Source organism: Synechococcus sp. CS-205 (assembly GCF_025128255.1).
Taxonomy (GTDB): domain Bacteria; phylum Cyanobacteriota; class Cyanobacteriia; order PCC-6307; family Cyanobiaceae; genus Regnicoccus_A.
This window is the reverse complement of the sequence record NZ_JAHLZB010000001.1, coordinates 1-13,323: the sequence shown is the minus strand read 5'-3', so window position 1 is coordinate 13,323 and position 13,323 is coordinate 1. Positions and strand designations below refer to the sequence as shown.

Sequence of the window (13,323 nt, the reverse complement as noted above, 5' to 3'; positions counted from 1 at the left end):
GATCCACATCACTGAAACGCTGAACAAGCTGAAGAAGGGCCAGAGGGAACTGAGCCAGGAGCTGGGGCGGACGCCCTCGCTGAGTGAGCTCTCGGCATTTGTGGAGCTGCCGGAGGAGGAGGTGAAGGACCTGCTCTGCCGTGCGCGTCAGCCGGTGAGCCTGGAGACGAAGGTGGGCGACGGCGAGGACACGGAGCTGCTGGACCTGCTGCAGGCGGACGGGACGCTGCCGGCGGAGAGCGTGGATGGGGAATGCCTGCGTGGCGACATGCGCGCGCTGCTGGAGCAACTGCCGGAACTGCAGCGGAGCGTGCTGACCATGCGCTTCGGCATCAACGGCGAGGAGCCGATGAGCCTCACCTCGATCGCCCGCACCCTGGGCATGAGCCGCGACAAGACTCGCAACCTGGAGCGACGCGCCCTCGATGGCATCCGCTCCCGCTCCTGCCGCCTTGAGGGCTATCTGGCCGCCTGAGCCGATGCCCTTTTTCGAGGTTTACTGGCGCGGGCATTGCATCGCCGATGCCGGCGACCTGGAGGAGGCCCTCGTTTGTTATGCCGAGATCCGCCCCAAGGAGTCGAGCTGGCAAGAGGCCTTCGATCAGGCCCTGGCCGAAGGCGATCCGCTCCCCGTGGTGTGCCGCTACCGCTCCTTCGAGGCCTTTCTCGACAACGAGGAGCCGCAGGAGACGATCCCCATCACCGTGGCGATGCTCGAGGCCGCCGGAAGCGAGCCCTGATCAGCCGCTGGCCGCCTGGGCCCTGATCAGCCGGAACGTGAGGTTCAGGCGTTCCTGGCTCACCCGTCGCCGCCGCGGCAAGGCATGCAGCCAGTGCTGCTGAGTCGGGGGGTCCATCACCAGAAGATCACCGTGGCCCAGCTCCAGGCTGATCGGTCGCACACCCTCGGCCAGAGGAGCCCGGGGCCTGAGGCGGAAGCTGCGGGTGGCCCCCAGGCTGAGGGAGGCGATCGGCGCTTGAGGCTCAAGCTCGGCTTCATCGTCGGCATGCCAGCCCATGGCGTCGGCGCCGTCGCGGTAACGGTTGAGCAGCACCGAGTTGAAGCGCCAGCCCAGGGTGGCCGCAAGGGCCTCACGGATCTGGCGCAGTGGTTCTGACCAGGGCTGGGGCTCATTGGCCAGGCCGCTGTAGCGGTAGGAGCAACCGGGATCGGCCACCCAGCAGGTGAGCCTGGGCAGAGGGTGGGTGCGGCCGAACAGCGTGATCGACTCCTGGCGCCAGGGGATCTCCTGCTGCAACAGGCTCATCTGCACGCCTGGATCGTCGGCCCACCCCGGCCAGAGGCGAAGGGCCAGGCCCGGGGCCTGCCAGCGTTGGATTTCACCAGCCGGCTCCATCCTGACGACGGCCTCAGAAGAACTGATCGAAATTGTCGAAGTCCACGGCCTTGAAACTGCCGTCCTGGACCTGGCGCATCAGCCCTTCCAGCTGCACCCAGAGGGCGCCACCGGTGAGCAGGGAGAGCAACAGGGCCACCAGCAGGGCCGTACCGCCGGCGAAGCCGAACACCTGCAGGCTGCCACCGATGAACAGCGTCACCCCCAGGATCAGCCCTGTGTAGGCCGCCACGGTCTCGACCACGGCCAGGGGCAGCAGGTTGAGCCGGTCCTGCTTCCATCCGTCGAGTCGGTTCTGGACCAGCCGCGAGAAGGTCAGACCGCAAAGGATCGCAATGACCAGGCCCACCCCGGCCAGGAAGAAGGGGGGCTGCCCCACCGGCACGTACTCGAGCAGGAGGTCGGTGCCATCGAAATCGGCGAAGGAACCACTGGCGTATCCCTGGGTCAAGGCCTCGGAACCGGTGGGATCGCTGATCACGGGAACGGAGCCATCAGGGAGACGCTGACCCTAGCGATCGAAAGGGAGTGCCTCGATCCTGCTCAGACCGCCGGAGCCAGGGGGTTGAGCCGCTGAAGCATGCCTCCCGCCAGCTTGGCCGGGGAGAAGGTGCGTCGCAGCAGCCCCATCAGGGCGCGTAGGTCATCGGTGTTGAGGCGGTTGTCGCGCACCAGCATCAGCAGCAGCCGCTGGCGCAGGCTGCTGCCACGGGGACCGAGCAGCAGGCGCAGGCCAGCCCCGGCGACCGGCAGAAGATCAGGGTTGGCCTGGTCCTGCTCCACCACCCCCAGCAGGCTCTCCAGCCGTTCCAGCTGCAGGTGCCCCTGGCGATCGAAAAGGACTTCCAGCAGCTTCTCGCGCAGCTCGGCGGTGTCGCCGGCCAGCAGACGCCTGGCCACATAGGGATAGGCCACGCGGATGATCTTGAAGTCGGGGTCGAGCCGCAGGGCCAGCCCTTCCTGGCTGACCACCGCTCGAATGATCAGGGCGAAGCGGGCCGGCACCCGGAAGGGATAGTCGTACATCAACTCCGAGAATCGATCCGTGATCGCCTTGAAGTTGAACGAGCCCACGCTCTCCCCCAGCTGGCCGCCAAGCACGGACTCCAGAGCCGGCACGATCGGAGTCAGATCGGCGTTGGGTCGCAGGAACCCCAGGGTCTGGAAGTCAAGGGCAAGGGCTTCGAAATCCCGGTTGATCAGGTGCACTACCGCCCCGGTGAGGGTGAGGCGATCGGCATCGCTGATCGAATCCATCATCCCGAAATCCACATAGGCCACGTGGCCAAGGGGCCCGGAGCGCCCCGGCAGGGCGAAGAGATTGCCCGGGTGGGGATCCGCATGGAAATAGCCGAATTCCAGCAGCTGCTGCAGGCCCGCCATCACCCCGGTGCGGATCAGAGCATCGGGCTCCAGCCGGTGAGACTCCAGCTCAAGCCGATCCTGGAGTTTGATCCCGTTGATCCAGCTGGTGGTGAGCACGTGGCGGCTGGAGAGCTGCCGTTCCACCCGCGGCACCGTCACGGCTGGGTTTTCGGAGAACAGGGCTGCGAAGCGCTCGGCGTTGTCGGCTTCGAGGCGGTAGTCGATCTCGTCGAAGAGGGTCTGGCCGAACTCATCGATGATGTCGCCGAGGCCGAAGCCCAGGTTCAGGGGCAGAAACGGCGCGGTGAGCACCCCCAGCAGACGGATCAGCACCAGATCGCGCCGGAGGAGATAGGCCAGGTTGGGCCGCTGAACCTTCACCGCCACCCAGTGGCCGGGGCTGAGTTCGGCCTTGTAGACCTGCCCCAGGCTGGCCGCTGCCACGGGGTAGGGCGGGAAGTGATCGAAGAGCACAGTGGCCGGGGCGCCCAGCTCCGCTTCGATCTCCGCCAAGGCGAGCTCGTGGGGGAAGGGCGGCAGGTTGTCCTGCAGCTGGGTGAGCTGGTCGAGCCAGTCGCGCCGGACCAGGTCGGGGCGGGTGGAGAGAGCCTGCCCCACCTTGATGAAGCAGGGTCCGAGCTGGGTGAGGGTCTGGAGAATGCGGCGCCCCAGGCGTTGCTGAACGGCGCGCTCACTGCTGCTGCCCTGGACCACCAGCACCAGGGCCAGCCAGCCCAGCTTCCAGAGCACCACCACCAGGCGTGACACCAGGATCCAGGGGCGCAGCAGCAACCAGCGCAGGTCGCTGTTGGGGTCGTAGCGCGGCGGAGGGGCTTCGACCCGGGCGGGGCGCGCAGGGGGGGCGGGGCGCACGGGAGAGCTGGCGGTGATGGTGGGAACTCCTGCGGCGCCTGTGGTGTCGAGACCAGACTCTAGAAAGTTCCCGGCTGGTGATGCTCCTGCTTTCGGCCCTGCGGGAGGTTCCCCCTCGCCTCGCTCTGCACCTGCCGGCCCATGGGCGTGGACGGGGGTTGGCGCCTGGCCTGCGCCAGTTGCTGCGGCGGCGTTCCGGCGCCTGGGACCTGCCGGAGCTACCCGAGATCGGGGGGCCGCTCGAGCCGGCCGGCGCCGTGGGAGAAGACCAGGCGGCCTGCGCCCGGCTGTCGGGAGCCGATCGCTGCTGGTTCGGGGTCAATGGCGCCAGCGGCATGCTGCAGGTGGCCCTGCTGGCCCTGGCCAGGCCCGGGGAGCGGGTGCTGCTGCCGCGCAATCTGCACCGCAGCCTGCTGCATGCCTGCGTGCTCGGGGGCCTGCGTCCGGTGTTGTTCGATCTGCCCTTCGACCCCGCCACCGGGCTGTGGCTGCCCCCCTCCCCCGCCTGGTTGCAGCAACGTCTGGAGCAGGCCCCTCCCCTGGCGGCGCTGGTGCTGGTGCATCCCACCTACCAAGGCCTGGCGGGTGATCTGCAAGGTCTGATCTCGGTGGCTCATCGCCGGAGCCTGCCGGTGCTGGTGGATGAGGCCCATGGCGCCCACTTCGGCCAGCCCGGCCTGCCGATGGAAGCTCTGGCGGCCGGTGCCGACCTGGTGGTGCAGTCGCTGCACAAGAGCGCCGCAGGGCTGGCCCAGAGCGCGGCCCTGCTGCTGCGGCGCGGCCGCGTCAGCGAGGAGGCGGTGGAGCGGGCCCTGCTCTGGCTGCAGACCTCCAGTCCCAGTGCTCTGCTGCTGGCCTCGGCGTCTGCAGCCATCGAGCATCGCCACAGCGCGGCCGGGGCCAGGATCCTCGCTCGCGCACTCACTCGGGCAGGCCGTCTGCGGCAGGCGCTGGCGAGAGCGTCCCTGCCCCTGGTGGCCAACCAGGACCCTCTGCGCCTGGTGTTCCATGGCGCAGCCCTGGGCATCAACGGGCTGGCGGCCGACGCCTGGCTGCTCCAGCGGGGCGTGATCGCTGAGTTGCCCGAACCGGGGTGCCTCACCTTCTGCCTGGGGGAATGCCCTCCGCGGAGCGTGCTGACCGTTCTGCCCGCCAGCCTGAGCCAGTTGCGCCGGGCTCTGGGGGGGGCTGCACTTCCCCCCTTCACGCCACCGCCCATTCCTGCCCTGATGGAACCTGAGCTGGCCCTGGGGGAGGCCTGGAGGCTGCCGCAACAGGCTGTGCCCCTCGAGCAGAGCCTCTCGCGGCTGGTGGCGGAGCCGATCTGCCCCTACCCCCCGGGAATTCCCCTGTTGATTCCAGGCGAGCGGATCGATGCGCCGCGGCTGGAGTGGCTGCTGGAGCAGCGGCACCTCTGGCCCGGTCAGATCGCTGATACGGTGATGGTTGTGGCCTGATGGGCGCTGAGCGGGTGGGCCAGAGGCGGCGAGAGGGCGACCCAGCCCGGAGATCCGAGCAGGATGGCGCCTTCCAGTGGGATTTCGTCACCCCTGGCCTGCCCGACCACGCCTTCCAAGACGCGCCGGGCTTCAGCCCCACCCCGCTCGAGCTGCGGGTGATGCTGCTGGCCCATCTGCGCCCCCGGGCCGATTCAACGGTCTGGGACGTGGGTGGGGGCACCGGGGCTCTGGCCCTGGAGATCGCCCGGCTGATGCCCCTGGGGGAGGTGCACACCCTGGAGCGGGATCCGGAGGCGATCGAGCTGCTGGAGCGCAACCGCCGGCACCTGGCGATCGAGAATCTGCACATCCATGCCGGCCAGGCGCCTGATGGCCTCGCCCTGCTGCCTCAGAATCCCGATCGGGTGGTTCTTGAGGTGGGGCGACCGCTGGCGAGCGTGCTGCGCGCCATCTGGGCAGCCCTGCAGCCGCGTGGCCGGCTGGTGATCAGCACCGCCAGCCTGGAGGGTCTCGTGGATGCCACCGATACCCTGGGGCAGCTGGAAGCCCGGGACGTGCAGGTGGTGCAGGCCACAGTCCATCGCATGCAGCGCCGCGGTAGCCAGGCACGCCTGGCGGCGGCTGAGCCGCTGTTTCTGATCGCCGCCGAGCGCCACGGGTGAGTCAGGTTTCGCGGCCGCGCACCTCCTTCTCACGGCTGCTCAGCGGCTTCGCAGCGGGCGGCTTCGGGCTGGTGGTGGTGGGCCTGGGGGGCTGGTGGTTCACCGTCGCTGTGGGCGTGATCGTGCATCTGGGGCTGCTGGAGTTCTTCCGGCTGGCCCAGTTCAAGGGCATCCGGCCCGCCACCAAGACCACCCTGGTGGCCTGCCAACTGTTGTTGTTCGCCACCCAGTGGGCCAGTGACGGCGGCATGGCGGTCGATCTGGCGGCTGCCGTGGTGCCGGTTTCAGGGGCGGTGATCTGCGGCTGGTTGCTGCTTCAGCCCGTGACCGGCACCATCGCCGACATCGCCGCCTCGATCTTCGGCCTCTTCTATCTGGGTTTTCTTCCCAGCCACTGGCTGCGTCTGCGCGATCTGCTCGAGCCGGCCCTGGCCCCCAATCTGCAGGGAGCCAGCTGGCCGTTCACGCCGGGCATGGCGCTCACCCTGATGGCCTGCCTGATGGTTGTGGCCACCGACATCGGCTCCTACGTGATCGGCCGGCGCTTCGGCCTCCACCCCCTCTCGCCGATTTCTCCTGGCAAGACGGTGGAAGGAGCTCTCGGGGGTGTGGCCAGCGCGGTGCTGGTGGGTGTGGTGGGCGGCCAGCTGCTGGGATGGCGCTGGGGCTGGGTGGCGGGCGGTCTGCTGGGCGGGGTGGTGTCGTTGTTCGCCCTGGTGGGTGACCTCACTGAATCAATGATGAAGCGGGATGCGGGAGTGAAGGACTCCGGTGATGCCATCCCAGGCCACGGTGGAATACTCGATCGGATCGACAGCTTCCTGTTCACGCCAGCGGTGGTCTTCTACTTCGTGATCCTTCTGGTGCCGTTGCTCGGCTGAGGACTGCCTCGGAGATCGTTCTCCGGCTGCTCAGGGGGAGACCCGCGCTTCCCCCCGGAGCAGCAGCATCCCTCCCTCCAGCGTGGCGCTGTCGATGCGGATGTTCGGATCCATCGGCAGGCGTGCCCGCAGCTGTCCATCAAGATCACGGATCACCACCGTGCCCAGGTCAGCTTCCGTCCGGGTTTCCAGCTCCATCAGCCTGGGCTCCCCCTGGGCTTCGGCGGAGACGATCAGGGTGTCGCGATCGATTCGCAGCCGGTGCAGCGGTTTCAGACCCAGCAGCTGATCGCCCAGCTGGTCACTGAGGTCCTGCCACTGGGGGCGATGCAGGGAGCTGCTGAGACCAGCGCCGGTGAAGGCCACCAGGCCATGCACTCGGAAGGCCTGCTCCAGTTGCACGGGCTGGCCGCGCAGGACCCCACCGATCTGGATCTGCAGGCGATCACTCTGCAACTGCACCAGCTCGATCTCCAGCCCCTCGTAGATCACCTGCCGGGCCATCAGGCTCACTCCTTCCAGGCGGCCGCGCAACAGGTTGAGGGCCGAGCCATGCAGCTGAATCTCCAGGCTCCCGACGGCATCACACTGGCGGCGGATCCAGAGCTGGAGGCCGGAGGCGAGCAGCTGCAGCACAGGGCCGCTGCCGGGCAGACCCGACGGCTCGTCAGATGGAGCTCCAGCCATGCGAGCGACGGGGCAATGGGCTCTCCTAACAGAGCATCTTCCCTTGCACCGACCCGGTCAGGCGTCCACGACAGTCGGCTGGTCTTCAGCAAAGGTGAAGCTCTGGCCAGCCTGGTGCGCGACGACACCACTTTTGATTAAACCTTGGGTACAACGACGCTGTCTGTCCACCATGAACTCCAGAATTCCACTCGCAGTTCTGGCAGGAGTCGCCACCAGCGCTGCGGGACTGTTCCAAGCCATCCCGGCCCGTGCCGCTGAACCGGCCAGCGAGGCTGCGCCCGGAACAGCGGCCCTGCTCGCCCCCGATGGCCGGGCCATCGCCCTCACACCCCCTGCCGATCGCGGTGCAGAGGACAGCGGGACCCTGTCCCAGAGCTTCGGCAGCAACGACGCACCGATCTATGAGCAGGCCACAGGCTGGTATGTCGGCCTGGGTCTCGGCGCCGCCTGGCCCACCGACACGGGCGTGCGTACCCGCAACCTCGATAACCGCGGCTTCGAGAACGTCAACGGTGATCTGAACTTCGGTGGTGGATTCTCCGGCGACCTCGCTGTCGGTTACGACTTCGGTGCAATCCGCACCGAGTTGAGTTATGTCTACACCCGGGCAAGCGTCAACGACGTTTCCTTCTCCTCCAACGGCAACGACTACAACCTGAGTTCGTCGGGTGTTATCAACAAGAACGACATCTTCGCCAGTGGCTACTGGGACATCAGCACCGGCAGCCGCTGGACGCCTTACGTCGGTGGTGGCGTCGGTTATACCAACCTCAGTACACCCCGCATCAAGGTCTCCAGAGGCGGCAACAGTGTTTCCACCGGCACCAGCAACCAGGGCCTGTTCGGATGGCAGGCCAAGCTGGGGGTCAGCTACGGCGTGAGCAACGCCAGTGACGTCTACCTCGAGGGCACCTACTCGGGTGCTTCCGGGTTCAGCGGCGACAACATCCGCTACGACTCCTACAACGATTTCGGTGCCAAGGTGGGTTTCCGCTATCGCTTCGGACAGCCAGCTCCCCAGCCCGTGGTGGTGGCCCCCGCCCCGGAACCGGAACCGGCTCCCCAGCCGGCTCCGGAGCCCACCTACGAGCCCATGCCGGAGGCCGCTCCGATCCGCGGTCTCTGGTGAGCTGAAATCCCGCAGGCCTTCAGGCCGCCTCTGGGTTCAACAGATGGCGGCCACGGCCTCGGGTCGATCCAGGTGGGGAAGGTGGCCGCAGGCTGTCAGCTCTTCCACCCGCTCGCCCAGCAGAGCCAGGGCGGCCCGCTTCTGAGGCTGCCGCAGAATCCGGTCATCGGCCCCCCACAGCACCCGCAGGGGCTGACTCGGCAGGGGCTCACCGCAGCCGGCGAACCCTCCGCTGCGGGCAAAGCGTCCCAGCGCCGCACCCCAGCCGATCACCTGCAGATGCAGGGAGGCGATCTCCTCCTCTGCGGGCCCCACGCTGACGTCGGGATCGGCGAAGGCCTGACGGCAGAGTCCGCGCCTCACCCCAGGCAGCGCCAGGAAACGCACCCCCAGGCGATCCAGCAGCGGTGGCAGGGGCATCGGACGACCGGTGAGGCCTGCGGGGGCCAGCAGCAGCAGCCGCGACACCTGCTCGGGAAGGCGGCGGGCCAGCTCCACCGCCACGGAGCCCCCCATCGACGCGCCGATCACCCCCAGCGGAGCCTTCGAGCCCGGCCCCGCTGTTGCCTGGATGCACTCCACGACCGCCACCAGATGCGCGATCACGCTGGCCGGCTCGTAGCGTCCAGCAGCAGGCCGGGGACTGAAACCGAAGCCGTAGAGGTCGGGGATGTAGAGCCGAAAGCGGGGGGCCAGCAGAGGCGCCAGCCGGCGGAATTCCAGCAGGGAGCTGTCGAAGCCATGCAACAGCAGCAGGGGTTCACCCTCTCCGAGCACGGCCACAGGCCAGCTTCCGCTGAAACCGGGGAGGTCCCACCACTGCACCCGCCCTGCCAGATCTCGCCCCTGGGGATCAAGCAGGTTGGTGGCGGCCCTGGCGATCAGCTCCGGCCCAAGGCACCACTCCACCTGTGGGAAGCGAGTCAAGGGCTGCGCTCTGGGCAGAGGTTGGACTCGGCGATGGTGCTCACCAGGGCGGCCAGCAGATCGTTGGGACCCACAGGGAACGGCAGGTGATGCAGGTCGGAGTCGGGGCGTGTGGCGAAGGCACAGACGCTGTTGAGGTCGTTGAGGCTGGCTTCAGCCAGACCGAGATCCTCGAGCCGAACCGGCAGGCCTAGGACCCGGAAAAACGGGATGAGCTGACGACGGGCCTGGCTGGCCAGGCGGTGCCCACCGAGCAACTCCTCGAGGCGCAGCTGGGCGAGAACGCCGAAGCCCACCTTTTCCCCGTGGAGGAGGTGTCGGCAGGCCGGAAGCTGGGTGAGGCCGTTGTGCACGGCATGGGCCGCCACGGTGCGGCAGCGGGCACCACCGAGCCCTCCGATCAGGCCGGCCGTGAGCGCCGAGGCCTCCGCCACCCGCACCCAGGCTTCACCTCCCGGCTCCGCCAGGGCCACCTCCCCCTCCAGCAGCAACTGATCGCGCAGCACACGGGCCTGCTGGACCGCCTGCTGCACAAGCCCATCGCCACTGGCACCACTGCTCACTGAAGCCTCGTACCACTTGGCGATCGCATCGGCAATGCCGCTGGCGAGGGTGCGCGGTGGGGCCTGCAGCACCAGCTCGTGATCGAAGATCAGCAGGTCTGGGCAGCGATCCAGCACCACATCGGAGCGAAAGGCCCCATCTGCTGAGTAAAGGTTCGCCAGAGCCGTCCAGCCGGCGCAGGTGGCGGCGCTGGTGGGCACGGTGATGCAGGCCAGACCGAGGCGGTGGGCCAGCAGTTTGCCGGCATCCAGCACCTTGCCGCCGCCCATGGCGATCACCGCGTCGCAGCGGCTGCTTCTGGCCTCCGCCTCCAGGCGCTGCAGGTCATCGTCGCAGCAGTCGAACCGGAGGCTGCCTGCACAGGGGTCGAGCCCCAGACGTTTCAGATCCGTGAGGGCCTGATCGCGCAGGGGTTGGGTGACCCTGCTGCGGCCCAGCAGCAGTGGGCTGCGGCAGAGGGAGGAGACGGCATCCAGGGAGGACGACCATGCCGAAGGCCCCCGCACCAGGCGGGCGGGGGCGATCGCGTGCTGACTGAGGGCTGTGACCATCGAGGCGTCAGACGCTGGCACCGGCCAGTTCCGGCTCCGCGACGACCGTCTGGTGGCGGATCACCACCTGCTTCTCGTCGTTGACATCGACCAGGGCCGAATCGCCTTCCTTCAGGCGCCCGGAGAGGAATTCCTCCGCCAGGGAGTCTTCGAGCAGGCGCATCACTGCCCGACGAAGGGGACGGGCCCCATAGCTGGGGTTGTAACCCTCCTCGACCAGACGCTCCTTGAAGGCCTCGGTGACCGAGAGACCGATGCCTTTCTCCTGCATGCGGGCGAAGACTTCGCGCAACATGATCTCGGCAATCTCCTTGACCTCGTCGCGACTGAGTTGCCGGAAGACGATGATCTCATCGAGACGGTTGAGGAACTCAGGACGGAAGTACTGCTTCAGTTCCTCATTCACCAGGGAACGGATGCGGTTGTACTGCGTTTCCTCGGCAGCGGCGCCCGAGAATTCAAAGCCGAGACCACCACCGCCTTTCTCGATCACTTTCGAACCGATGTTCGAGGTCATGATGATCAGCGTGTTCTTGAAATCAACCGTGCGGCCCTTGGAATCGGTCAGGCGACCATCTTCAAGAAGCTGCAACAGCAGGTTGAACACATCGGGGTGGGCTTTCTCGATTTCATCGAACAGCACCACGGTGTAGGGACGACGGCGCACGGCCTCGGTGAGCTGTCCGCCTTCGTTGAAGCCCACGTAGCCAGGAGGTGAACCGATCAGCTTGCTGACGGTGTGCCGCTCCATGAACTCGGACATGTCGAGGCGGATCATCGCCTCTTCGCTACCGAAGAAATAGGCGGCCAGTGCCTTGGTGAGCTCGGTTTTGCCCACGCCTGTGGGGCCTGAGAAAATGAAGCTGGCGATGGGGCGGTTGGGGTTCTTGAGACCCACGCGGGCACGGCGGATCGCCTTGGAGACCGCCTTGACGGCCTCGTCCTGGCCGATCAGCCGCTGGTGCAGGGTGTCTTCCATGTTCAGCAGCTTCACCGATTCACTCTCGGTGAGCTTCTGAACGGGAACACCCGTCCAGGAAGCCACGATCTGGGCGATGTCCTCCTCGGTGACCACCGGATGGCGTTCGCCGCTGGAGGAGGCGAGGGCATTGTCGGCGGCGCTGCTGGCCTCAGCCTCCGCCATGGCCTCGTCGGATCCCTCGGCGGCAGTGGAAGCGGCCGGTTCCTCATCGCGCCGGGCCTGGAGAATCGAGCGGATCTGATCGCGCAGTTCCACTTCCTTGTCGCGCAGTTCACCGGCTTTGCTGAAATCCTGTTCGCGGACGGAATCCTCTTTCTGCTTCTGGATGGTGCGCAGTTGCTTGTCGATTTCCTTGGCGGCCGGTGGCAGCTTGGAGTTCATCAGGCGCACACGACTGCCGGCTTCATCGACCAGGTCGATGGCCTTGTCGGGCAGGAAGCGATCAGAGATGTACCGATCGCCGAGGGTGGCGGCAGCCACCAGGGCTTCATCGCTGATCTTGAGGCGGTGGTGCTGTTCGTAGCGCTCGCGCAGCCCACGCAGGATCTCGATGGTGTCGACCACGGAAGGCTCACCGACCATCACCGGCTGGAAGCGACGCTCGAGAGCTGCATCGCGCTCGATGTGCTTGCGATACTCATCGAGGGTGGTGGCTCCGATGCACTGCAGCTCACCGCGGGCCAGGGCCGGCTTGAGAATGTTGGCAGCATCGATGGCGCCTTCCGCAGCACCGGCACCGATCAGGGTGTGAACCTCATCGATCACCAGGATCACGTTGCCCGCGCCACGGATCTCTTCCATGATCTTCTTGAGGCGCTCCTCGAATTCACCCCGGTACTTGGTGCCGGCCACCAGCAGGCCGATGTCGAGGGTGAGAACGCGCTTGTCTTCGAGGATGTCGGGCACCTCGCCGATGATGATGCGCTGGGCCAGGCCTTCGGCGATGGCGGTCTTGCCGACGCCGGGCTCGCCGATCAGCACAGGGTTGTTCTTGGTGCGACGGCCGAGGATCTGCACCACCCGATCGATTTCGTTGTGGCGGCCGACCACGGGGTCGAGCTTGCCCTCCGAGGCCAGCTGGGTGAGGTTGCTGCCGAATTCATCCAGGGTGGGGGTCTTGGTGGAGCCCTTGCTGCCGCCGCCACCGGCGGTGACCTCGGCGGTTTCGCCGAGCATGCGGATCACCTGGGTGCGCACCTTGGCCAGATCGACGCCGAGGTTCTCGATCACACGCGCAGCGACGCCCTCACCCTCACGGATCAGGCCCAGCAACAGGTGTTCAGTACCGATGTAGTTGTGGCCAAGCTGGCGGGCTTCCTCAAGGGAGAGCTCGAGCACGCGTTTGGCGCGGGGCGTGAACGGAATCTCAACGGCGACGAAGCCGGATCCCCGCCCGATGATCTTCTCCACCTCGACGCGGGCGTCCTTGAGGTTGACCCCCATCGACTTGAGCACCTTGGCGGCCACACCGGTGCCCTCGCCGATCAGACCAAGCAGGATCTGTTCGGTGCCCACGAAGTTGTGGCCCAGCCTTCGGGCCTCTTCCTGGGCCAGCATGATCACCTTGATGGCCTTCTCGGTAAACCGCTCGAACATCTGCGGTGCCTGCGCAAGTCACCCCAACCTATCAGGGCTGAGAGGCTGTGTGTGATTCTGCGTTCCATTCCGGCGAACCCGCTGCCACAGCTGGCTCCTCGCTTCAAGATCGGCACACGTTCAAGGCCGAATTCGTTCGGCCTTACGCATCAACAAAGGGCGGCAATCCGAACCTTCATGAGTGCCAGTCAGATGCCTTTCACTGACAGGCGAGTAAATGATCAGCTCGTGGGTGCGAGTTGGCACCATTGGATCAGAGCATCCTGGCCGTCGCGGTAGTAACCG

Annotated in this window: 13 protein-coding genes; 6 read left to right on the top strand and 7 right to left on the bottom strand. The window is 66.9% G+C overall.

Going from position 1 to position 13,323, the window contains the following annotated elements; genetic code table 11:
• Together KQ297_RS00065 and KQ297_RS00060 are read left to right on the top strand one after the other, a co-directional pair.
• Positions 1-475: sigma-70 domain-containing protein (locus KQ297_RS00065; RefSeq protein WP_311133965.1), on the top strand; the 475-nt coding region annotated here is incomplete at its 5' end.
• Between the two features lie 4 nt (positions 476-479).
• A complete protein-coding gene (locus KQ297_RS00060) occupies positions 480-740 on the top strand; it encodes a hypothetical protein (protein ID WP_259737622.1) in 261 nt (86 codons plus the stop codon).
• Here the strand turns inward: KQ297_RS00060 and KQ297_RS00055 are convergent, their stop codons facing one another.
• From KQ297_RS00055 to KQ297_RS00045, 3 genes are all read right to left on the bottom strand, one after another.
• Complete coding sequence (locus KQ297_RS00055) at positions 741-1,358, bottom strand: alpha-ketoglutarate-dependent dioxygenase AlkB (protein WP_259737621.1); 618 nt, start codon at positions 1,356-1,358, stop codon at positions 741-743.
• A 13-nt stretch (positions 1,359-1,371) separates the two neighbouring features.
• Complete coding sequence (locus tag KQ297_RS00050) at positions 1,372-1,839, bottom strand: hypothetical protein (RefSeq protein ID WP_185467215.1); 468 nt, start codon at positions 1,837-1,839, stop codon at positions 1,372-1,374.
• Positions 1,840-1,901: 62 nt separating this feature from the next.
• A complete protein-coding gene (locus tag KQ297_RS00045; RefSeq protein ID WP_259737620.1) occupies positions 1,902-3,596 on the bottom strand; it encodes an AarF/ABC1/UbiB kinase family protein in 1,695 nt (564 codons plus the stop codon).
• Positions 3,597-3,676: 80 nt separating this feature from the next.
• On the opposite strand from KQ297_RS00045, the gene KQ297_RS00040 reads away from it, so the two are divergent.
• Genes KQ297_RS00040 through KQ297_RS00030 form a run of 3 tightly spaced genes read left to right on the top strand, consistent with a single transcriptional unit; the run spans position 3,677 to position 6,599 of the window.
• Positions 3,677-5,053, top strand: coding sequence for an aminotransferase class I/II-fold pyridoxal phosphate-dependent enzyme (locus tag KQ297_RS00040; RefSeq protein WP_259737619.1), 1,377 nt, complete (start codon positions 3,677-3,679; stop codon positions 5,051-5,053).
• Positions 5,053-5,718, top strand: coding sequence for a precorrin-6Y C5,15-methyltransferase subunit CbiT (cbiT, locus tag KQ297_RS00035; protein ID WP_259737618.1), 666 nt, complete (start codon positions 5,053-5,055; stop codon positions 5,716-5,718). Before KQ297_RS00040 ends, cbiT begins: the two co-directional genes overlap by 1 nt.
• Positions 5,715-6,599, top strand: coding sequence for a phosphatidate cytidylyltransferase (locus tag KQ297_RS00030; protein ID WP_185467212.1), 885 nt, complete (start codon positions 5,715-5,717; stop codon positions 6,597-6,599). The genes cbiT and KQ297_RS00030 overlap by 4 nt, the downstream gene beginning before the upstream one ends.
• Positions 6,600-6,629: 30 nt before the next feature.
• Here the strand turns inward: KQ297_RS00030 and KQ297_RS00025 are convergent, their stop codons facing one another.
• Positions 6,630-7,286: a DUF2993 domain-containing protein gene (locus KQ297_RS00025; protein WP_259737617.1), complete on the bottom strand. Its 657-nt coding sequence runs from the start codon at positions 7,284-7,286 to the stop codon at positions 6,630-6,632.
• A 172-nt stretch (positions 7,287-7,458) separates the two neighbouring features.
• On the opposite strand from KQ297_RS00025, the gene KQ297_RS00020 reads away from it, so the two are divergent.
• On the top strand, positions 7,459-8,418 hold the full coding sequence (locus KQ297_RS00020) for an outer membrane protein (protein WP_259737616.1): 960 nt from the start codon (positions 7,459-7,461) through the stop codon (positions 8,416-8,418).
• Positions 8,419-8,454: 36 nt separating this feature from the next.
• Here the strand turns inward: KQ297_RS00020 and KQ297_RS00015 are convergent, their stop codons facing one another.
• Genes KQ297_RS00015 through KQ297_RS00005 form a run of 3 tightly spaced genes read right to left on the bottom strand, consistent with a single transcriptional unit; the run spans position 8,455 to position 13,038 of the window.
• Positions 8,455-9,327 (bottom strand): alpha/beta fold hydrolase, encoded by an 873-nt coding sequence (locus KQ297_RS00015; RefSeq protein WP_259737623.1) that lies wholly within the window; start codon positions 9,325-9,327, stop codon positions 8,455-8,457.
• Positions 9,328-9,341: 14 nt separating this feature from the next.
• Positions 9,342-10,460 carry an iron-containing alcohol dehydrogenase family protein gene (locus tag KQ297_RS00010; RefSeq protein WP_259737615.1) on the bottom strand — a complete coding sequence of 373 codons (1,119 nt, stop codon included), beginning with the start codon at positions 10,458-10,460 and terminating at the stop codon, positions 9,342-9,344.
• A 7-nt stretch (positions 10,461-10,467) separates the two neighbouring features.
• Complete coding sequence (locus tag KQ297_RS00005) at positions 10,468-13,038, bottom strand: ATP-dependent Clp protease ATP-binding subunit (RefSeq protein ID WP_259737614.1); 2,571 nt, start codon at positions 13,036-13,038, stop codon at positions 10,468-10,470.
• Positions 13,039-13,323: the final 285 nt, after the last annotated feature.

What these genes read in the sequence shown, in the direction of transcription:
- KQ297_RS00060 (WP_259737622.1), top strand. Translation starts at nt 480, where the DNA reads ATGCCCTTTTTCGAGGTTTACTGGCGCGGGCATTGCATCGCCGATGCC.
- KQ297_RS00055 (WP_259737621.1), bottom strand. Translation starts at nt 1,358, where the DNA reads ATGGAGCCGGCTGGTGAAATCCAACGCTGGCAGGCCCCGGGCCTGGCC.
- KQ297_RS00040 (WP_259737619.1), top strand. Translation starts at nt 3,677, where the DNA reads ATGCTCCTGCTTTCGGCCCTGCGGGAGGTTCCCCCTCGCCTCGCTCTG.
- cbiT (WP_259737618.1), top strand. Translation starts at nt 5,053, where the DNA reads ATGGGCGCTGAGCGGGTGGGCCAGAGGCGGCGAGAGGGCGACCCAGCC.
- KQ297_RS00025 (WP_259737617.1), bottom strand. Translation starts at nt 7,286, where the DNA reads ATGGCTGGAGCTCCATCTGACGAGCCGTCGGGTCTGCCCGGCAGCGGC.
- KQ297_RS00020 (WP_259737616.1), top strand. Translation starts at nt 7,459, where the DNA reads ATGAACTCCAGAATTCCACTCGCAGTTCTGGCAGGAGTCGCCACCAGC.
- KQ297_RS00010 (WP_259737615.1), bottom strand. Translation starts at nt 10,460, where the DNA reads ATGGTCACAGCCCTCAGTCAGCACGCGATCGCCCCCGCCCGCCTGGTG.
- KQ297_RS00005 (WP_259737614.1), bottom strand. Translation starts at nt 13,038, where the DNA reads ATGTTCGAGCGGTTTACCGAGAAGGCCATCAAGGTGATCATGCTGGCC.